This is a genomic window from Microbacterium sp. NPDC078814 (assembly GCF_040702645.1).
In the GTDB taxonomy this organism is placed as follows: Bacteria; Actinomycetota; Actinomycetes; order Actinomycetales; family Microbacteriaceae; genus Microbacterium.
The window spans coordinates 131074-150729 of the sequence record NZ_JBFBLT010000001.1; the positions used below are offsets into that span (position 1 = coordinate 131074).

The 19656-nt window shown below is 70.9% G+C and carries 18 protein-coding genes and 1 tRNA gene; 6 read left to right on the forward strand and 13 right to left on the reverse strand.

From position 1 onward, the window contains the following. Positions 1–192: 192 nt before the first annotated feature. The 6 genes from AB0300_RS00685 to AB0300_RS00710 all read right to left on the reverse strand — a co-directional run bounded on the left by AB0300_RS00685 (position 193) and on the right by AB0300_RS00710 (position 5787). Positions 193–1767, reverse strand: a complete 1575-nt coding sequence (locus AB0300_RS00685; RefSeq protein WP_366215277.1) for a flavodoxin reductase — start codon at positions 1765–1767, stop codon at positions 193–195. After that, the gene (locus AB0300_RS00690) at positions 1764–2657 is read right to left on the reverse strand and encodes an FAD:protein FMN transferase (RefSeq protein ID WP_126893595.1); all 894 of its coding nucleotides are present in this window, start codon (positions 2655–2657) and stop codon (positions 1764–1766) included. Before AB0300_RS00690 ends, AB0300_RS00685 begins: the two co-directional genes overlap by 4 nt. 15 nt (positions 2658–2672) lie before the next feature. Beyond that, the gene (locus AB0300_RS00695) at positions 2673–3149 is read right to left on the reverse strand and encodes an FMN-binding protein (protein ID WP_062636521.1); all 477 of its coding nucleotides are present in this window, start codon (positions 3147–3149) and stop codon (positions 2673–2675) included. 92 nt (positions 3150–3241) lie between these two features. Next, positions 3242–4276, reverse strand: coding sequence for a ribose-phosphate diphosphokinase (locus tag AB0300_RS00700; RefSeq protein ID WP_366215278.1), 1035 nt, complete (start codon positions 4274–4276; stop codon positions 3242–3244). 7 nt (positions 4277–4283) lie between these two features. Next, positions 4284–5714: a bifunctional UDP-N-acetylglucosamine diphosphorylase/glucosamine-1-phosphate N-acetyltransferase GlmU gene (gene glmU / locus AB0300_RS00705; RefSeq protein ID WP_366215279.1), complete on the reverse strand. Its 1431-nt coding sequence runs from the start codon at positions 5712–5714 to the stop codon at positions 4284–4286. Between the two features lies 1 nt (position 5715). Then, a tRNA-Gln gene (locus AB0300_RS00710) sits at positions 5716–5787 on the reverse strand. Positions 5788–5909: 122 nt separating this feature from the next. Between AB0300_RS00710 and AB0300_RS00715 the strand changes: the two genes are divergently transcribed. Both AB0300_RS00715 and AB0300_RS00720 read left to right on the forward strand, forming a co-directional pair. Further along, entirely contained in the window at positions 5910–6419 is a 510-nt protein-coding gene (locus AB0300_RS00715) for a GNAT family N-acetyltransferase (protein WP_366215280.1), read from the forward strand. Beyond that, a complete protein-coding gene (locus AB0300_RS00720; protein ID WP_025105633.1) occupies positions 6416–6910 on the forward strand; it encodes a MarR family transcriptional regulator in 495 nt (164 codons plus the stop codon). Before AB0300_RS00715 ends, AB0300_RS00720 begins: the two co-directional genes overlap by 4 nt. A 159-nt stretch (positions 6911–7069) precedes the next feature. On the opposite strand, the gene AB0300_RS00725 is transcribed toward AB0300_RS00720, so the two are convergent. After that, complete coding sequence (locus tag AB0300_RS00725) at positions 7070–7540, reverse strand: Rrf2 family transcriptional regulator (RefSeq protein ID WP_085606068.1); 471 nt, start codon at positions 7538–7540, stop codon at positions 7070–7072. A gap of 62 nt (positions 7541–7602) precedes the next feature. On the opposite strand from AB0300_RS00725, the gene AB0300_RS00730 reads away from it, so the two are divergent. Next, positions 7603–8352, forward strand: coding sequence for an NAD(P)H-binding protein (locus AB0300_RS00730; protein WP_366215281.1), 750 nt, complete (start codon positions 7603–7605; stop codon positions 8350–8352). Between the two features lie 218 nt (positions 8353–8570). Next, entirely contained in the window at positions 8571–9494 is a 924-nt protein-coding gene (locus AB0300_RS00735) for a pseudouridine synthase (RefSeq protein ID WP_366215282.1), read from the forward strand. Positions 9495–9500: 6 nt separating this feature from the next. Here the strand turns inward: AB0300_RS00735 and AB0300_RS00740 are convergent, their stop codons facing one another. The 6 genes from AB0300_RS00740 to AB0300_RS00765 form a co-directional block, all read right to left on the reverse strand. Continuing rightward, on the reverse strand, positions 9501–10160 hold the full coding sequence (locus tag AB0300_RS00740) for a methionine ABC transporter permease (protein WP_025105629.1): 660 nt from the start codon (positions 10158–10160) through the stop codon (positions 9501–9503). Further along, positions 10160–11203 (reverse strand): methionine ABC transporter ATP-binding protein, encoded by a 1044-nt coding sequence (locus AB0300_RS00745; protein WP_366215283.1) that lies wholly within the window; start codon positions 11201–11203, stop codon positions 10160–10162. Before AB0300_RS00745 ends, AB0300_RS00740 begins: the two co-directional genes overlap by 1 nt. A gap of 105 nt (positions 11204–11308) precedes the next feature. Further along, positions 11309–12211 (reverse strand): MetQ/NlpA family ABC transporter substrate-binding protein, encoded by a 903-nt coding sequence (locus tag AB0300_RS00750; RefSeq protein ID WP_025105627.1) that lies wholly within the window; start codon positions 12209–12211, stop codon positions 11309–11311. 101 nt (positions 12212–12312) lie between these two features. Continuing rightward, a complete protein-coding gene (locus AB0300_RS00755) occupies positions 12313–14097 on the reverse strand; it encodes a Na+/H+ antiporter (protein WP_303709449.1) in 1785 nt (594 codons plus the stop codon). Positions 14098–14136: 39 nt separating this feature from the next. Then, the gene (locus AB0300_RS00760; RefSeq protein WP_366215284.1) at positions 14137–16005 is read right to left on the reverse strand and encodes an ABC-F family ATP-binding cassette domain-containing protein; all 1869 of its coding nucleotides are present in this window, start codon (positions 16003–16005) and stop codon (positions 14137–14139) included. A 42-nt stretch (positions 16006–16047) separates the two neighbouring features. Further along, positions 16048–16824: an alpha/beta fold hydrolase gene (locus AB0300_RS00765; RefSeq protein ID WP_366215285.1), complete on the reverse strand. Its 777-nt coding sequence runs from the start codon at positions 16822–16824 to the stop codon at positions 16048–16050. A gap of 90 nt (positions 16825–16914) precedes the next feature. On the opposite strand from AB0300_RS00765, the gene AB0300_RS00770 reads away from it, so the two are divergent. Continuing rightward, on the forward strand, positions 16915–18336 hold the full coding sequence (locus AB0300_RS00770; protein WP_366215286.1) for a DUF222 domain-containing protein: 1422 nt from the start codon (positions 16915–16917) through the stop codon (positions 18334–18336). 126 nt (positions 18337–18462) lie between these two features. Beyond that, complete coding sequence (locus AB0300_RS00775; protein ID WP_366215455.1) at positions 18463–19617, forward strand: Cmx/CmrA family chloramphenicol efflux MFS transporter; 1155 nt, start codon at positions 18463–18465, stop codon at positions 19615–19617. Positions 19618–19656: the final 39 nt, after the last annotated feature.

A 19656-nucleotide genomic window follows, 5' to 3' on the forward strand; every position in this document is an offset into this window, starting at 1 on the left:
CACCGTCGTGCACCCGTCCCCCCGTCGTGCAGGTGCCCCCCCGGTCGTGCACCCGTCCCCCGGCCGTGCACCCATCCCATCGGCACGATCCGGGGGCGGATGCACGACGAGACCGGGGATTCCGTCGTGCGGGTGTCGCGGGGTCGTGCAGGTCGCAGCGTCCCCGGGCCGACGGACGGAGGACGATCCGGGTCAGTAGCCGGCGAAGGCGTCCGTGGTGAGGGAACGGGCCTTCTGCAGCGCGGGCGCGAGGTCGGCGATGAGCCGCGGCGGCCCGGAGATGAAGGCGTGCCGCGCCGAGAGGTCCCCCACCGCGTGCTCCAGCGTCTCCGCGTCCAGGCGGGCCCCCTGCGCCCAGGTCCAGTGCGCGGGGAGGTCGTCCGGCTCGTCGCGGGTGAACACGACCGCTCGCACACCCGTCGCGGCGAGCTCGTCACGGAAGGCGAGCTCTTCCGCCGAGGACGCCACGTAGACGAGGACGATGTCGCGCCGCTCCCCCGTCGCTTGGAGCTGCCGGAGCTGCGACACGAACGGGGTTACACCGATGCCGGCCGCGACCATGAGCACCGGCTGCTCGCCGCGCGGGAGGATGAAGTCGCCCCAGGTTCCGGTCACGGCGAACGTCGCACCGGGCTCGGCCGCCGCGAGAGCCCGCTTGTAGCTCGACGGGTGCTGCTGGTCGCCGTTCTTGTACGCGATGCGAAGGGTCGGAAGGTCGGCCGGAGCGGACACGATGCTGAACTCGCGGCGCGTCCCCCGCGCGTCCGGCCGTCGGTGCGGCACGTCGAGCTCGAGGTACTGCCCGGGGAGGAACCGCACGCGGCCCTTCGCCCGGAAGGTGAGCTCCTGGGCGGTCGGCGTCACGGAGGTGCGGCTCTGGAGGACGAGACGCACGGACCCGCGGAGCGCGAACGCGAAGGCCACGAGGTTCCCGATGAGCAGAGCGCGCTCCTGCCCGAGCGTGAACAGACCGGCCACCGAGATCGGCCACCCCGCGAGCACGCCCACCACGACGGCGACGACGAGCTGCTGCCGACGACGCGGCGGGAGCGTCAAGGGCTCCGACAGCATGAAAGCGCCGAGGAAGAGGAACGGCGACTGGAGCACCGCGAACGACAGCGCCGTCACGACGTCGAAGGCCACGTCGAACTGCACGGCCTGCACCGCCTGCCGCACGATCGAGGTGGCGACGGCGACGACGAGGAAGAGCAGGACGACCCCGACCTTCTCCGTACGCCAGAGCACGGCGAGCCCGAGGAGGACGACGGGGATCACGAGCACCGGCGTGCCGACCCACCAGGAGGACGAGGTGCCGAGCCAGCTGAACGCCCCGAACGCCCCCAGGATCGACACGACCGCGGCACCGAACGCCGCCGGGTTGAAGATGTGGCGTCCTCGCCAGGCGATGAGGTACTTGGACACGCTGGCCACGGCACCGGCGATCGCGAGGCCGAGCAGTGCCGACGGCTCGATGCCGGGGCGCAGCACGAACAGCAGGATGAGGGCCGTGACGAGTGAGGACTCCACGCGCCAGGGCAGGCGGAGCAGGCGCTGCGCGACCGCGTCCACGGCCGAGATCACGACCGCGAGCACGAGGAAGGACGCCACCAGCTCCACCGGCGTCGGAGAGACGATCACCCCGAGCAGGGAGAGCACGAGCGCGATGAGCGCGAGGGCCGTCAGCGCGAACAGCACGAGACGGTACATCGACAGTGAGCCGAGCACGGCGAGGACGCGCTGGCGGGCGGCGGCGAAGGCGGTGGTCATGGTGTCCTGTCTCCCACGGTTCCGGCGGCTCGCGCAGGAGCTGCGGTGAAGAGCTCGGCCTGGCAGCCGGGCGAGCGCTGCACACGGCCGTCGGTGGTCATGCGCACCCATTCGACGCCCCAGCGGGCGGCCAGCTCCGGGCCGCCGTCGAAGAACAGCGCGGTGGCCGCGGCATCCGCCCTCATCGCCTCCGGGGCGAGTGCCCACGTCGCGGCCCAGGTGCGGACGGGCTGTCCTGTCCGCGCATCGAGCACGTGGTGGAGGCCCTCGCCCCAGGCCCGTCGATTGACGGCCGAGGCGCACAGCGCGCCGTCGGTGACCTCGACGACGCCGATCGCCTTCCGCGCATCGAACGGGTGCTCGAGAGCGACGCGCACGCCGGCGCCGCGCACCCGGATGTCTCCGCCGGCATCCACGACCACGTCCCCGGGGACGTCGGCCAGCACCGCCATCACCCGGTCGACGAGACGCCCCTTGCCGAGGGCGCCGACATCGAGCAGGGCGGGCGCAGGGGCGTCGATCGCCCCGGCGGACCACGTGAGCCGCGAGGTCCAGGACGCGGGAGCCGGGCGGGGATCGCCGGCCTGCAGCGAGTAGGTGGCGTCGTAGCCGAGGGCGACAAGGCTGTCGGCGACCAGCGGATTCACCGCACCGGCCGTGGCCGCGTCGAGATCGCGATAGGCGTCAAGCATCGGCCCCGCGTCCGGCGAGGACAGGCGACCGCCCGACCGGCCGAGACGCACCACGTCGGAGTCGTCTCGGAAGCGGGACCAGAGGCGATCGAAGCGCTCGATCTCGGCGGTCACGGCCGCGCGGACGTCATCCGTGAGCGCGGCACCGGTCTCGATCTCCCACCCGGTGCCGATCGCCTCGAATCGCCACTCCCCCATGAGGACGCCTCGCGCCTAGGCGGCGGCCTGCTCCTTGATGGAGGCCACGGCATCGTTGAAGCCGCCGCTCGTGAGCGAGGATCCAGCGACCCGGCTGACGTTCAGCTCGTCGATCGGCTTCCCTACGACCTCGTCGGCGATCCCGTCGATGAACTCGCCCTGGTACCGCTCGGTCTCCGGAGCCTTCGGGTCGCCGGTCACCTCGACCTCCGTCACGACGCCGTCGGCGAGGGTGAGCGTGACGGTGATCTCCTCCACCGTCTCCGGAGTCTGGTACGAGCCGTCGGCGGTGTACGTGCCGTCGGTGTAGGTGCCGGAGGCGTCACCCCCGCTCGAGGAGGACGAGGTGCTCGACCCCGCGGTCTCGTCGGTGCCGGTCGAGGTGTCTGCGGCGTCGCCGGTCGACGAGCATCCGGCGAGGACGAACAGCCCCGCGATCCCGAGAAGGGCGGAGCCCGTGCGGACAGAGGTCGGAACGGTCGTGCGGATCATGGGGTCCTCCGTGGTCGTCGTCGGTCGACTCTTCCGTCGATGACTCGACCGTAAGCACCAGGGCTATGCGCGGGCTGTGCCGTCCCGATGAGTTACGCGTCCCCGCCGAACATGCTCGTGACGGAGCCGTCTTCGAAGACCTCATGGATCGCCCGCGCGAGCAGCGGCGCGATCGGCAGCACCGTGAGGTTCTCCCAACGACGCGACGCGGAGAGCGGGATGGTGTCCGTGACGACGACCTCGTCGATCGCCGCGTCCTGGAGCCGCTCAGAGGCCGGGTCGCTGAAGATCGCGTGGGTCGCCGCGACGATCACGCGGTGCGCGCCGTTCGCCTTCAGCGCCTGCGCGGCCTTGACGATCGTGCCGCCGGTGTCGATCATGTCGTCGACGAGGAGGCAGGTGCGCCCCTCGACGGTGCCGACGATCTCGTGCACGGAGACCTGGTTGGCGACCTTCGGGTCGCGGCGCTTGTGGATGATCGCGAGCGGCGCGCCGAGGCTGTCCGACCAGGTGTCGGCCACACGCACGCGGCCCATGTCCGGAGAGACCACCGTGAGGATATCGCGGTCTTCCGGGGTGAGCGTGCGCTCGAAGTGGTCGAGGAGCACCGGCTTGGCGAACAGATGGTCGACGGGGCCGTCGAAGAAGCCCTGGATCTGGGCGGCGTGCAGGTCGACGCTCATGACGCGGTCGGCGCCCGCCGTCTTCAGCAGATCGGCGACGAGGCGGGCGCTGATGGGCTCGCGGCCGCGGCCCTTCTTGTCCTGACGCGAGTACGGATAGTACGGCGCGACGACGGTGATGCGCTTCGCCGAGGCACGCTTGGCAGCGTCGATCATGATGAGCGTCTCCATGAGCCACTCGTTGACCGGCTCGCCGAAGGTCTGCACGAGGAAGAGGTCGCAGCCGCGGATCGAGACCTCGAAGCGGGCGTAGATCTCGCCGGAGGCGAAGGTACGGTGCTCGACCGGAGCGATCTCGGTGCCGAGCGACGCGGCGACGGCCGCCGTCAGCTCGGGATGCGATCGACCACCCGCGATGACCAGACGCTTCTTCGTCTTGGCGACGAGGCCGGGGGCCACGCCGTTGTCGCGATCCAGGTCGACCGTCTTCTTCTTCCGGGCCATGCTCCGCCTATTCCGCCGAATTCTCCCGGGCCGCGGCATCCGCCGCGCCCGTCCCTGCTCTGTTCTTCTCGACCCACCCCTCGATGTTGCGCTGGGGGGCCACGCTCATGGCCAGGGCACCGGCCGGGACGTCCTTACGGACGACGGCGCCGGCGCCGGTCTTCGCACCAGGACCAAGCCTAACGGGCGCGACCAGCACCGTGTGCGAGCCGGTGTGCACCTCGTCGCCGATCTCCGTGCGGTGCTTGTTGACGTCGTCGTAGTTGGCGGTGATGGTGCTCGCCCCGAGGTTCACGCCGCGGCCGATCGTCGCATCACCAACGTACGACAGGTGCGGGACCTTGCTGCCCTCGCCGATCTCCGCGTTCTTCGTCTCGACGTAAGCGCCGATCTTGCCCTTCGGGCCGAGCACGGTGCCGGCGCGGAGGTAGGAGAACGGGCCGACGGTCGCCTCGGCGCCGATCACGGCCAGGGTCGCGTCGGTCCGGCGGACGACCGCGTCCTCCCCGACCTCGCAGTCGACGAGAGTGGTGTCCGGACCGATCGTCGCCCCCGCGGCGATCGTCGTCGCGCGCAGGATCTGCGTGTTCGGCAGGATCGTGACGTCGGGGGCGAGCGTGGCGTCGTCGTCGATCCAGGTGGTCGCCGGGTCGACGATCGTGACGCCCTCGAGCTGCCAGCGACGGACGATGCGGGCGTTCAGACGACGGCCGACCTCGGCGAGCTGGGCGCGGTCGTTGACCCCGAACGTGACCTCGACGTCCGACACGATCGACGCCGCGACCCGGTCGCCGTCCCGACGCACGAGGCCGGGCACGTCGGTCAGGTACATCTCGCCCTGGGCGTTGTCCACGCCGATCCGCGGCAGGTAGTTGCGCAGCGTGGCGGCGCGGAACACGTACATGCCGGCGTTGATCTCGCTGACCGCCGCCTCCTCCGCCGTGGCGTCCTTCTGCTCGACGATCCGGTCGACCGTGCCGTCGGCGTCGCGGATGACCCGTCCGTAGCCGGTGGGGTCGTCGACGAGGGCGGTCATGAGGGTGGCCGGGGCTCCGGAGGCGCGGTGCTCGTCGAGGAACGTGGAGAGCGTCTCGGCATCGGCCAGCGGGCAGTCGCCGGAGAGCACGAGCACATCGCCGTCGAAGTCCGCGGGCAGCGCGTCGACCGCGACCTGGACGGCGCGGCCCGTGCCCGGCACGTCGTCCTGGTCGACGAAGACCGCGTCCGGGTAGTCCTCGCGCAGCGCCGCCACGACCTGATCGCGCTCATGGCGCACGACCACCTCGATGTGCGCCGGCTGCAGACGGGTGGCCGTCGTCAGCACGTGTCCGACCAGAGGCCGCCCGCTGATCCGGTGCAGCACCTTCGGCAGGCGCGACTTCATGCGCGTGCCTTGGCCCGCGGCGAGGACGACGATGGCGAGGTTGTTCCCAGTCATGCTCCGCCGCCAGGACTCGAACCTAGACCTCACAGCTCCAAAGGCTGTCGTGCTGCCATTACACCACGGCGGACCGCGGCGCCCCGGGGCGCCGCCCGATAAGTCTGCCACGTCCCGGTGTCCGTTCCTGTGTGTGCGACCCGCGTCGCACCGGCCCGTCATCCGCCCGAAACACCGCTCTGCGATGCTGGGACGATGAGCCTCGTGATCGACCGTGTCACCGTCGCCACCCCCGAGATCGCGGCCTTCGTCGCCGCCCACCACGCGGAGATGGACGGCACCGCTCCACCCGAGAGCCAGCATGCGCTCCCGCTCGACCAGCTGCTGACTCCGCGCGTCCGGTTTTTCACGGGACGGGTCGACGGACGGATCGCTGCGACGGGTGCCCTCGCGGTCGTGGAGGACGGACATGAGGAGCTGAAGTCGATGCGCACCGATCCCGCCTTCCGCGGACGCGGGTTCGGGCGGACGATGCTCGGTCATCTCCTCGACGACGCCGGCGCGCGGGGCGTCCGGCGGCTCTCACTCGAGACCGGCCGCGACCCCTTCTTCGCCCCCGCGCGCGCGATGTACGCCGCCGCCGGGTTCCGCGAGGGCGCCCCGTTCGGCTCCTACCTCCCCGACCCGCACAGCGCGTTCCTCACGATGCTCCTCCCCGCGTCCTCCGCGGCCACGACGCCGCCGCACGCGATAATGAACGGATGAGCGAGGCGGATGAGGTCGATCGGATCGTCGGCGCGTGGAACACGCAGCGCCCCGACCTCGACTTCTCCCCCCTCGAGGTGCTGTCCCGCATGGACCGCCTCTCCCGACACCTCGACCGCGCGCGCCGCGAGGTGTTCCGCCGAAGCGACCTCGAACCGTGGGAGTGGGACGTGCTGTCGGCGCTGCGCCGCGCCGGGTCGCCGTTCCAGCTCTCCCCCAAGCAGCTCCTGCAGCAGACCCTCGTGTCGAGCGGCACCATGACCAACCGCATCGACCGTCTCGTCGGCCGTCGCTTCGTGCGCCGTGAAGCCGACCCGGCGGACGGCCGCAGCGTGCTCGTGACCCTGACCGACGACGGCCGGGTCCGGGTGGACGCCGCGATCACCCGCCTCGTCGACGCCGAGGCCGACCTCCTGCGCGCGCTCTCCCGCGCCGACCGGGACCGACTGGCCGCCCTGCTGCGGAAGCTGAGTCTCAGCTTCGACACCTGACCCGGACCCGGTGTGGTTCGGTCCGACCCTTCCGGCCTGTTCCGCCCGCACGATCCGTGCACGGCTGCCCGGGAGAAGTAGTCACCTGGTCGTGCATCCGGACCCGGGTCGTGCAGGCGTCACAGGACCGACCGGGCACGGATCGTGGGAACGGGCAGGTCAGGGTCCGAGGAGGAGGCGCCGGTTCTTGGCCGGGACGGTGTCGGGGAGCGTGCCGACGACCTCCGCGATCGACACCGCCTCGAGAGAAGCCCTCCAGGCCTCGTGGGCACGGCGCATGACGACGGCGAGTCCGCACGGCGCGGTGCAGTCCTCCGGACGGGCGGCGCCTCTCCCCTGCTGACGGAGCTCGCGGCAGATGTAGGGGTCGGCGGCGCCGTCCACCGCGGTGACGAGGTCGAGGATGGTGATGCTCTCGGGCTCCCTAGCCAGGCGGAAGCCGCCGCGGGGCCCCGTGCTCCCGGTGAGGATGCCGGCGCGGACGAGCTTCGCGAGCTGCTTCGAGAGGTACGGCCCCGGCACGCCGAAGTGCTCGGCGAGCTGTGCCCCGGACACCGTCGACCCCGCGGGGAGCTGAGCGATCACGGCCACGGTGTGCAGCACCCATTCCGAGGTCTCCGGGAGTTTCACTTGCCCATCGTATCCGGGCGCCCTATTGTGGACACACAATATCCATGATTGAAGGAGTGGGCATGCGCATCGCGGTCGCAGGAGGAACGGGCCGGATCGGGCGACTGGTCGTCGAGGAGGCCCGGCGTCGGGGCCACGATCCGCTGTCGCTCAGCCGCAGCGAGGGGGTCGACCTGACCGCGGGCGAAGGTCTCGCGACGCTGCTGCGCGGAGTGGACGCGGTCGTCGACGCGACGAATCCCCCGGTATCCGATGTGGCCGAGGCCGAGCGGGTGTTCACCACGCTCAGCCGCACGCTGCTCGCCGCCGAGGACGAAGCCGGGGTTGACCACCACGTGGCCCTCTCGATCGCGGCGCTCGATCGCGTGCGCGGGAACCCCCACTACGCAGGCAAACGCGCCCAGGAGCGAGAGGTCACTCGTGGCCCCGTTCCGTTCACCATCGTGCGGGCGACGCAGTTCCACGACTTCCCCGCGATGATCGCCGAGTGGAGCATCGAGGACGGCGAGGGCATCGTGCCCCCGCTGCTCCTGCAGCCCATCGCGCCCGCGGACGTGGCCGTCACCCTCGTCGACGCGGCGGAGTCGCCGGCGCTCGGCGGCTCGTTCGACATCGCCGGACCCCGCACGGAGGACGCCGTCGACATGACGCGCCGCACTCTCGCGGCGTGGGGTCGCGACCTTCCGCTGCGCGCCGCGTGGGAGGGTGCCGCACTCGGCGTCGAGTTCGCGGGTGAGGTGCTGCTTCCCGGCGACGACGCGCGCACGGCGGCGACGACCTTCGACGACTGGCTCGCCGCCGAAACCCGCTGACACCCCGCCGGTTCCGGGGCCTCCTGTCCGGCCCCCTCGCTCCGAATGCACGACCAGGGTTGAGACGTGGGACGAGAACCCCGGAACGGTCGTGCAGGCGCAACGGGATCGTGCAACCGAGGCAGGAGTGGCCGCGGCCCACGGACCCTGCCCGAGCGGTCGCCTAGGCTGGGAGCACCCGGTCGCAGCCCCGCGACCCCCGCTCCGAAGGCCGAGACATGGGCATGCCCTCCCCGCTTCCCGTGCGCGACGGGGTCGGCGCGACCCGGCTGCACGTGCCGATGACGGGTGCGTGGCCGACCATCGCCGCCTACATGGTCGAGCGGTTCTTCCACCTCGATCCGGAGCGGCTGCTCGTGCGCTTCGACCGCGGGGAGATCGTCGCGCGCGATGGCCGGCCGCTCTCCCGGGACACGCCTCTCGGCGCCGAGGAGTTCGTCTGGTACTACCGGGAGCCTCCGGTCGAGAAGGAGATCCCGTTCACCGAGGAGATCCTGCACCAGGACGAGCATCTGGTGGTGGTGGACAAGCCGCACTTCCTCCCCACCACGCCGGGCGGCAAGTACCTGCAGAACTCCACCCTCGTCCGGCTGCGCAATCGCCTCGGCAACCCGGATCTCACGCCCATCCACCGCCTCGACCGGGCCACGGCGGGGCTGCTGATGTTCTCCGCCCGCCCTGCCACCCGCGGCGCCTACCAGCTGCTGTTCGAGGACCGTCGTGTGGAGAAGGTGTACGAAGCGGTCTCCGCGCGCCCGGCGGACTGGGATCCGTCGCGGTTCCCCCTCGTCTACCGCAACCGGATCGAGAAGCTCCGCGGCCGGGTGTGCGTGCAGGTGGATGAGGACGGCGAGCCGAACTCCGAGACGCTCATCGAGGTCATCGCCGCCGACGATCGCGTCGTGCACACGCTTCTCCGTCCGCACAGCGGGAAGATGCACCAGCTCCGCGTGCACCTCGCCGCGCTCGGCCTCGGCATCCTCCACGACGGCTTCTACCCCGTGCTGGAGCCGGAGCGTCCGGACGACTTCAGCCGCCCGCTCCAGCTCCTCGCACGCGAGCTCCGGTTCACCGATCCGCTGAGCGGGCAGGAGCGCACGTTCACCACGTGCCGGAGCCTGCAGGAGGCCCCGGCACGCTGATCGGCCTCAGCGGCGCATGACCTTCCGCGCGAGCCGGGTGCCGAGAAGCTGCACGAGGTGGACGAACACCACGATGAGGATGATCGCCGCCCACATCACGAGCGGCTCGAACTGCCGGAAACCGTAGATCTGCGCGAAGGCCCCGAGCCCGCCGCCGCCGATGAGCCCGGCCATCGCGGTCATGTCGATGAGCGCGACGACGATGAAGGTGTAACCGAGGATGAGGGGGCCGAGCGACTCGGGGATCGCGACGGTGAAGAGGATCCGCCACGGCCCGGCGCCCATCGCCCGCGCCGCCTCGATCACGCCCGGCGACACGGAGACGAGATGCTGCTCGACGATGCGGCCGATCGCGAACGCCGCCGCGAGACCGATGATGAAGGCTCCGGCGGTGGTGCCGATGCCGCTGCCGACGACCAGGCGCGCGAACGGCTGCGCCACCGCCATGAAGATGACGAACGGGATCGGTCGGAAGAAGTTCACCACGAAGTTGATGAGCCCGGAGACGACGCGGTTCGGCATCAGTCCGCCGGGGCGCGTCACGTACAGCAGGACGCCCACCGCCAGCCCGAGGATCCCTCCGAGCACGAGCGCGAACGACGTCATGTACAGGGTCTCGAGCGCGGCCTGCCAGAACTCCGGCCACAGTTCGTTCAGACGATCCATCAGCGACCCTCCTCTCCGGCGATGACGGTGACTTCGACACGCTCCGCGATACGCGCCAGGGCCCTGTCGATCGCCGCGCGGTCACCCCGGATGGCGAGCGTGAGGTGGCCGAACGCACGACCCCGGATGTCGTTGATCCCGCCGTAGACGAGCTCGAAGTCGAGACCCGCCGAGGCGAGGTCGAGGAACACCTGGGCCTGCGACGAGTCGCCGTCGCGGAACGACAGGGTCACCAGGCGTCCGGTATGCCGGTCCCGCAGCACCGCGAGTTCCGACGGCGAGGGCACCCCCTTCACCACCGTGCCGACGAACCGCTGAGACGCCGGATTCCGCGGGGCGGAGAAGACATCGAAGACGTCGCCCTGCTCGATGACCCGCCCGTTCTCCATGACGGCGACGCGGGTGGCGATGGTCTGGATCACATCCATCTCGTGGGTGATGACGACGATCGTGACGCCCTGCTCCTCGTTGACGCGCTTGAGCAGGTCGAGGACCTCGTGCGTGGTCTGCGGATCGAGCGCGCTCGTCGCTTCATCCGCGAGGAGGATGGCGGGCTTGGTGGCGAGCGCGCGGGCGATCCCGACGCGCTGCTTCTGTCCACCGGAGAGCTGCTCCGGGTATGCCTTCGCCTTGTCGGCGAGCCCCACGAACGACAGCAGCTCGGCGACGCGCGCCTCGATGTCCGGCTTCGACCAGCCGGCGAGCTTGAGCGGGTACGCGATGTTGGCCTTGACGCTGCGCGAGGAGAACAGGTTGAACTGCTGGAAGATCATCCCGATGCCGCCGCGCACGGCGCGCAGCTCGCTCTCCTTGAGCGCCGTGATGTCGACGCCGTCCACCGTGATGGTGCCGCGGGTGGCCGGCTCGAGCGCGTTGATGAGACGCACGAGCGTCGACTTCCCCGCACCGGAGTATCCGATGATGCCGAAGACATCGCCCTTGTCGATGGAGAGGGTGAGGTCGTCGACGGCGACGATCTCACGATCGCCCTGGCTGCGGGAGGTATAGGTCTTGGAGACGTTCGTCAAAGTGACGATCGGCATGAGGTGCTCCGGTCTGGTTCTCGGGAAACGGAGAATCGGGCGGCGCACGAAGCGCCACCCGATTCTCCCTCATCGAACAGGGGGCAGATGACGCCCCGCGGCCGACTACTTCTCTGCGGCGTCCTTCTGGACCTTCTCCAGCGAGGCCACGAGGTCCTCCACCGGCGTGCGCAGCGCCACTGCGGTGTCGCCCGAGGACTCGAGCAGCCCCGCCTGCACATCCTCGTTCGTCTGGAAGATCTCGACGAGCTTCTGATACGTCTCGTTGTCCGCGTCCTCCGCACGCGCGGCGAAGATGTTGACGTACGGGAGGGCGTTCGGGTCCTCCGGGTCGTCCTGCGCGATCGCGTCGTCGAACGTCAGTCCGGCGTCCTCGACGAAGTCGTTGTTGATGATCGCGGCCGCGACGTCCGGGAGCGAGGTCGGGATGAGCGCACCTTCGAGGGCCGTCACCTTCACCTTCGACTTGTCGGCATCGATGTCGGCGAGGTCGGAGTACGGCGTGCCGCCGCTCTTGAGCTCGAGCAGGCCCGCCTGCTGCAGCACGTTGAGCGCGCGTGCCTGGTTCGAGGCGTCGTCGGGCACCGCGACCGTGTCGCCCTTCTTGATGTCGTCGACGTCGTCGTACTTCGTCGAGTACAGGCCGAGCGGGTAGATGGCGGTCGAGCCGATGGGCGTGAGGTCCGAGCCCGAGGCGTTGTTGTACTCCGCGAGGTACACGATGTGCTGGAACTGGTTGAGGTCGATCTCGCCCTCGGTCAGCGCCGGGTTCGGCTGCTCGTAGGACCCGAAGTCGACGAGCTCGACCGTGATGCCCTCGTCGGCGGCGGCCTCGACGAAGGGCGCCCACTGCGCGTCGCCCTTCCCGACGACACCGATCTTGACGGTCTCGTTCTCGGAGCCGCCGTCGCCGGAACCCGCGTCGGACGAGGTGGCGCACCCGGCGAGGGCGACGAACAGCGGGACCACGGCGAGCGCGGCGAGGGCGGAGGTGGTGCGGCGGGACATGATGAGGGTTCCTTCCTGGCGGGACTCGACAACGTTAGGCAGGAGGGCGCGCTGGCGCGGAATCGGGATGTCACACGGCGTCACAGCCGTGCGGGATCGGGTCAGTCGAACTCTTCGATGCCCTGCAGACGCACCTGCTCCAGGTCGAGACGGGCGGAGATCCGGCGGACCACCATGTCGTCCACGGTGCCGGCGCCGCGGAGCCCGAGCAGCACCTCGCGCTTGCGGTCGAGCAGCGCGAGCTTGAGCCGGGTGTGCTCCTCGTGCCGCACGAGCGGCGAGCGCTGGGCGAGGTCGACGTCGGCGGAGGTCGCGATCATCTGCAGCGTCGTGCCGTCCGTCGCCTCGGGGTCGGGGGCGGTCCCTGCCGACACCGCCACGTTACCCGCGTCCTCGTCATCGTCTTCGCGGCTGCGCGCCTCTCCCCCGGTGCCGTAGGGATCGGGGGCGCCGAGCATCTCGTCCAGCGCGTCGGCCTCGGCGTCGATGAGCGCCTGCTCCCGCGCGAGCGTCCGGGCGTTCGCGAACTCCAGCGCCTGGTACCCCTCGGCGCGCACCCGGTCGCGCACCTCCTGGCCGATGCCGTGCTCCGCGGCGAGGTCGTCGAGCGCTGCCAGCGCCGCACCCGAGATCGCCCGCTCGGCGAGCTCGTACTCCTCGTCCTCGGCATGGTCGACCGGGAATCGCGCCCACCGCACGAGCGCGGGGAGGAGAGGCGCCTGCACGAGGAGGCTGAGCAGGATCACCCCGGCGGTCACGAAGACGATCTCGTCACGCCCACCCACCATGCTCCCTGCGGAGACACCGGTCGGCACCGACAGCGCGATCGCCAGCGACACCGCGCCGCGCATGCCGGCGACCGTGGACACGAGTCGGGCGCGGGAGCGGGCGCCGCGCGGCGGGCGTTCGGCCGGGCGGCGCTGGAACAGCACGTTGAGGAGCTGGAACACGTACCGCACGGCGAAGAGCGTCGCCCACACGGCGAGCGTCACGAGCACCAGGCGGCCGATGGCGGCGGCGGAGATCTCGTGCGCGACGAACTGCACCTCGAGGCCGATGAGCACGAACAGCGCCCCGTTCAGCAGGAAGACGCCGAACGGCCAGGCCGCGTCGGCCTGTCGGCGCGAGGCCGCCGTCGTCACGCGCGGCGACACCCAGGCGACGATGAGTCCGGCCACGACCACGGCGAGCACCCCGGACGCGTGGACGAGTTCGGCGAGCAGGAACGCGGAGAACGGCACGAGCAGCAGCGTGACGTTGATGACGATGGTGGAGGAGATGCGGCGCAGCAGCAGCGTGGCCAGGGCCGCGACGACGATCCCCGCCGCGATCCCGCCCACGTACGACACCAGCACGTCCCAGGTGACCGAGAGCGGCGTGACCTGGCCGCCCAGCGCGAGGGACACCGCGATGGCGTAGAGCACGAGCGCGGTGCCGTCGTTGGTCAGGCTCTCGGCCTTGAGCTTCATGAACATCCGACGAGGCAGCAGCCGGCCGAGGGCGGCGACGGCCGTGGCGTCGGGCGGCGCGACCGCGGCCCCGAGGATGAGGGCGATCTCCCAGGGCATCCCGAACAGCACGCCGATGCCGGCCACCGCGAACGCGGAGGCGACGACGAGGAGCGTGCTCATCGGCACGATGTAGCGGAAGTCGCGGCGGATCGACCGCAGCGATGTCGTGAGGCTCTCCCAGAACAGCATCACCGGCAGGAACAGCAGCAGGACGGTCTCCGGCGGCAGCTGGACCTCGCGCAGCGGCGGGACGAATCCCAGCAGCAGTCCGAGGATGACGAGGACGAGCGGCAGCGCGAGACGCACGCGCGGGGCGATCAGGGTTCCGACGAGGATCGTGAGTCCGAGCAGGACGGTTACTTCGAGGCCTTCCATCGCTACTCCCAACAGTCGTGGGAGAAGGATATTCCTCCGTCAGCCGATCTGCTCCGTGAGTTCGAACCAGCGCAGCTCCAGCTCCTCGATCTCGGCCTCCTGCGCCGTGATCGCCTTCATCCGCTCGCCGAGGCCCGCATAGTCGGACTGGTCGTGGTCGGCGAGGGCGTGCTTGGCCGCGTCGACCTGCTGCGTGAGCTTCTGGATGCGACGCTCGAGGGCGGCGGCTTCCTTCTGCGCCGCCCGGAGAGCCGCGCCGTCGAGACCGCTCGCTGCGGGGGCCGATGCCGCCGTCGAGGTCGTCGAGGCGCTCTCGACGCGCTGCCGCAGACGAAGGTACTCGTCGACGCCGCCCGGGAGATGGCGCAGGCGCCCCGCGCCGTCCGGACCGGGAAGGATCGCGTACTGCTGATCCGTCACCCGCTCCAGGAAGTACCGGTCGTGGCTCACGACGAGGAGGGTGCCCGACCAGGAGTCGAGGAGGTCCTCGATCGCGGCGAGCATGTCGGTGTCCATGTCGTTCGTGGGCTCGTCGAGGATGAGCACGTTCGGCTGGTCGAGCAGCACGAGCAGCAGCTGCAATCGGCGCTGCTGACCGCCGGAGAGATCCTTCACCGGCGTCGAGAGCTGAGCCGAGGAGAACCCGAGCCGCTCCAGGAGCTGTCCTGGTGTGAGGTCCTGCGCCTTCGACCCGGCGCCGAGCGTGTACGACGTGCGCAGACCCGAGATGACCACGCGCACGGGGTCGTTCCAGTGCGGGAGGAGTTCGTCGAGGCGCTGCGTGAGCGTGCGCACCTGCACGGTCTTCCCCCGCTTGATCCGCCCCTCGGTGGGCTCGACCGTGCCGGAGATGAGCCCCAGGAGTGTGGACTTCCCGGCGCCGTTCACGCCGAGGATGCCCGTGCGCTCGCCCGGGGCGATCCGCCACTCCACATCCTTCAGCACGGTCTTCCCACCGGTTCCGGATCCCGCCTGGGTCCCTGAGCCTGCCGAAGCCTGGGTCCCTGAGCCTGTCGAAGGGTACGTCACCCCCACATCGAGCAGGTCGACGACGTCCTTGCCCAGCCGCGAGACGGCGAGCGACTGCAGCGAGACCTTGTCGCGGATCTCGGGCACGTCGGCGATGAGCTCGTTGGCCGCATCGATGCGGAACTTGGGCTTGCTGGTGCGGGCCGGGGCACCGCGGCGCAGCCAGGCGAGCTCCTTGCGGGCGAGGTTCTGCCGCTTCGCCTCGGTCGCCGCCGCCATGCGGTCGCGCTCGACCCGCTGCAGGATGTACGCCGCATAGCCGCCCTCGAAGGGCTCCACGATGCGGTCGTGCACCTCCCACGTCTCGGTGCAGATCTCGTCGAGGAACCACCGGTCATGGGTCACGACGAGGAGGGCTCCGGCGTTCGCGGGCCAGCGCTTCTTGAGGTGCCCGGCGAGCCAGGTGATCGCCTCGACGTCGAGGTGGTTCGTCGGCTCGTCGAGAGCGATGACGTCCCAGTCCCCGGTGAGCAGCTTCGCGAGCGACACGCGGCGGCGCTGACCGCCGGAGAGGGAGCCGACCTGCGCGTCCCAGGGAAGATCGGTCAGCAGCCCCTCGATCACGTCGCGGACGCGGGCGTCACCGGCCCATTCGTGCTCGGCCATGTCGCCGACCACGGCGGCGCCGATCGTGATGTCGTCGGGGAGGGTGTCGGCCTGGTCCAGCACGCCGATGCGGGTGCCGCCGCGGACGGTCACCCGACCGGAGTCCGGCTGCTTCGTGCCGGCGAGCATGCCGAGAAGGCTCGACTTGCCGTCGCCGTTCCGGCCGACGATGCCGATGCGGTCGCCCTCCTCGATGCCGAGGGTCACGGCGTCGAAGACGACGCGGGTCGGGTATTCGAGGTGCAGGGCTTCGGCCCCGAGAAGATGTGCCATGTCCTCTCCAGGGTAGTCGCGCCGCGTCGGACGGTCTCCCGGTCAGACCAGCGACGGGGCGAAGAGCTCCGGCAGCGCGGCGGTGAAGACCTCGAAGTGGCTGTACCAGACGGTGTGAGCGGCCCCGGGGATGCTGCGCACCGTGACCCCGCCATGCTCGAACCGCCGCGCGTCCTCGTCGGTGACCCAGGCACTGGGTTCCGCGCGGACGACGATGGAGCCGGGGGCGGCGGTCCAATGACCGTCCTCCCCGCAGGAGACGGAGGCCGCGGTCGGCGGATCGAAGCGCTCGGCCGCCCGCGCCTCGACCGTGGCATCGTCGACGGAGTAGAAGGGCCGGAGCCGGCGGAGCTCGGCGGGCGACATGCGCGCGCGGCGGTCGTGCTCGTACTGCGAGATGAGAGAGGCGCGGTCCTGGCCGCCCTGGAGGGCGAGCGGCGCGTCGACGTAGACCGCGAGACTCGGATCGAGGCGGGGCGCGGCGGCGGCGAGCACGGTGGCGCCGAAGGAGTGCCCGACGGCGACGGCGAGCGGGAAGGCCGCCCCGTCCCCCGCTGCGGAACCTGCCCCCGGAGGGAGCGCCGTCTGCGCGAGCGTGGCGACGACGGCGTCGGCCGCCGTCTCGATCGTGAGCTCCGGGTCACGCGGAGAGAGGCCGTGGCCGGGCAGATCGAGCGCGAGCACGCGGAAGCCGCGTTCCACGAGCAGCGGGACCACGCGGTGCCAGCTCTCGGCGGACCCCATCATGCCGTGCAGCAGCACGGCGACGCGGTCGCCCTCCCCGGCTTCGATGACGTTCAGGAGCACGGAGCCAGTCAACCACGGTCGTTATCCTTTCGTGATACGACTTTCGGCCATAATCCTTCGAATCTTCGTTCGAATGTCGGTGGTCGGTGATGGACTGCCGTCATGCCCGCACTGCTCGACGCGACCGACTCCCAGATGGCGATGCTCGCCGATCTGGTGGAGGGGCTGGAAGCGGCGGAGAAGACGCTGAGCAGCATGCAGGCGGCCCGCGACGGACTGCTCGCAATGGCGGGGCGACTGGCGGTCGACATCGCCCGGCAGGCTCGGCATCCGGACGGCGGCGACATGGCGATCCGCACGGTCGCCGCGGAGACCGGGGCCGCACAGCGCGTCAGCGACCGCACGATCGAGCGGCGGATGTCCGATGCGTCCTGGTTGGTCGAACGGTTCCCCGCCGTCTGGGAGGCTCAGGGCGCAGGGCGGATCAGCGCCGCGCATGCACGCGTGATCGTGGAGGCGGGGGCTCACCTCGATGACCCGGACGACCGTTCGCGTTTCGCGGCGGAGGCGATCGAGGTGGCCGCTGCGGAATCTCCGAACCGGATACGCCGACTCGTGCGCCGACTGGCCGACCGGTTCCGGGAGCGGACTCTCGTCGAGCGACATCGTGACGCCAGGGAGCTGCGCCGCGTCTGGGTGACCGATCTCGAGGACGGCATGGCCGAGCTCGGCGCGCGTGGCCCCGCGGCGCTCGTGCACGGGATGTACGACCGGCTCTCCCAGATGGCGCATGCCGTGCGGGAGGAGAACGCGCAGGCACGGCGTCGGGAGGCGGAGGAGAGCATCCTCGATGACAGGACCGTGGATCAGCTGCGCGCGGATCTGCTCGCCGACCTCGTCCTGACCGGCGCTCCGGCGGGGCATGACTCGGAAGAGGGGCTGCTCTCGGAGCTTCGGGCGCGCGTCGAGGTCACCGTGCCGGTGCTGACGCTGATGCACGGCGAGCTGATGCACGGGGAGCAGGGAGGGACGATGGACGGCACTCCGATCCTCGCCGCCGAGCTGGACGGGATGATCCCGATCGATCCGGCCACGGCCCGGCGACTGGCCGGTGCCGCGAGCGGATGGGATCGGGTGCTCACTCACCCGATCAGCGGGGCACTGCTGGCCGTCGACCGATATCGCCCGAGCGAAGACCTCCGCCGGCACCTGCAGGCCCGCGATCAACGCTGCCGCTTCCCGGGCTGCGGCCTCGCACCGCGGAAGTGCGACCTCGATCACAATCACGATGCGGCGCTCGGCGGAGAGACCGCGCACGACAACCTGGCGACCTTCTGCCGTCGACATCACATGCTCAAACACCACTCCCCGTGGCACGTCGAGCAGGGGCCGGGCGGCGTTCTGAAGTGGACGAGCCCCACCGGCCGGACCTACATCGACCGACCGCCGCCTCCGCACACCGTCACCTTCGCCGAGGAACCTCCGTGGTCTCCCGCCGTCAGCCCTAGAGTGGAGGGCATGTCGAGCCCCGAATCAGACAAGTCGGGGGCTGCCGGTCACACCGTCAGCCCCGCGAACCGCTGATCCCTTCGTCCGCCCTGCCGGCGGGCGCGCGCCGGTGAGCCGGGCGCTGACCGTGGTGACGAGAAGCACTCCTCTTCCCTCTCACCTCGGAGCACTCGATGCCTTTCGCCCCCCTATGCCCTTGCCCTGGCGGTCTTCGTCATGGGCACCTCCGAATTCATGCTCGCGGGACTCCTCCCCGCGATCGCGCACGAGCTCGACGTCCCGGTCGGCACGGCGGGCCTCCTCACCTCCGCCTTCGCGGTCGGCATGGTCATCGGCGCGCCCGCCATGGCCGCGTTCGCGCGCAGCTGGCCCCCACGCCGCACACTCGTCGCCTGCCTCGTGCTCTTCGCCGCCTGCCATGCCGTCGGCGCGGTGACGTCCCTGTTCGAGCTTCTGCTCGTCACGCGCGTACTCAGCGCCCTCGCGAACGCCGGCTTCCTCGCCGTCGCCCTGCGCACGGCGACCCTCCTCGTCCCCCGCGAGCGCACCGGACGAGCGCTCGCGGTGCTGCTCTCCGGGACGACCGTCGCCACCATCGTCGGCGTCCCTGTGGGCGCCATCCTCGGCACCGCGCTGAGCTGGCGGGCGACCTTCGCCGCTGTCGCGCTCCTCTGCCTCCCTGCGCTGCTCGGAATCCTCCGCGGCGTGCCGACGACGATCCCGGGCACGGAGCCCGACCCCGCCCCGGCACCACTCCCCCGGAAGGAACCGGCCCTCCGCACGGAGCTCGCGCTCCTGGGGACACCGCGCCTGGCCCTCGCGATGACCCTGGCGGCCCTGGTGAACGCGGGGACCTTCGCGGTCTTCACGTTCCTCGCGCCGATCGTCACCGAGGTCGCGGGCCTGCCCGACGCTGCGGTCCCGCTCGCGCTGGTCCTGTTCGGCATCGGCTCGTTCCTCGGCGTGACCATCGCGGGTCGGTTCGCCGATCGACATGCCGGTGTCCTCCTCGCGGTCGGCGGCCCGCTGCTCCTCGGCGGCTGGATCGTCCTGGCGGCGGTCGCGACGCAGCCGCTACCCCTGCTGTTCCTCGTCTTCGCGCAGGGCATGGCCTCGTTCGGCGTCGGAAGCACACTGATCACCCGGGTGCTGTATGCCGCCTCCGGCGCCCCGACCATGGGAGGGTCCTACGCCACCGCGGCCTTGAACATCGGCGCTGTGATCGGACCGGCGTCGGGAGCGTGGACCCTCGCGAGCGGGGCGGGCGCGCTCTCCCGCGTCGCTCTCGCGGCCACGCTGACGATGGCCGCGCTCCTCCTCGCCCTGGCGACGCGGCGATGGCAGCCCGTCGACTGAAGGCAGGACGGTGACGCGCCGCAACGGCGACGAGCCGCC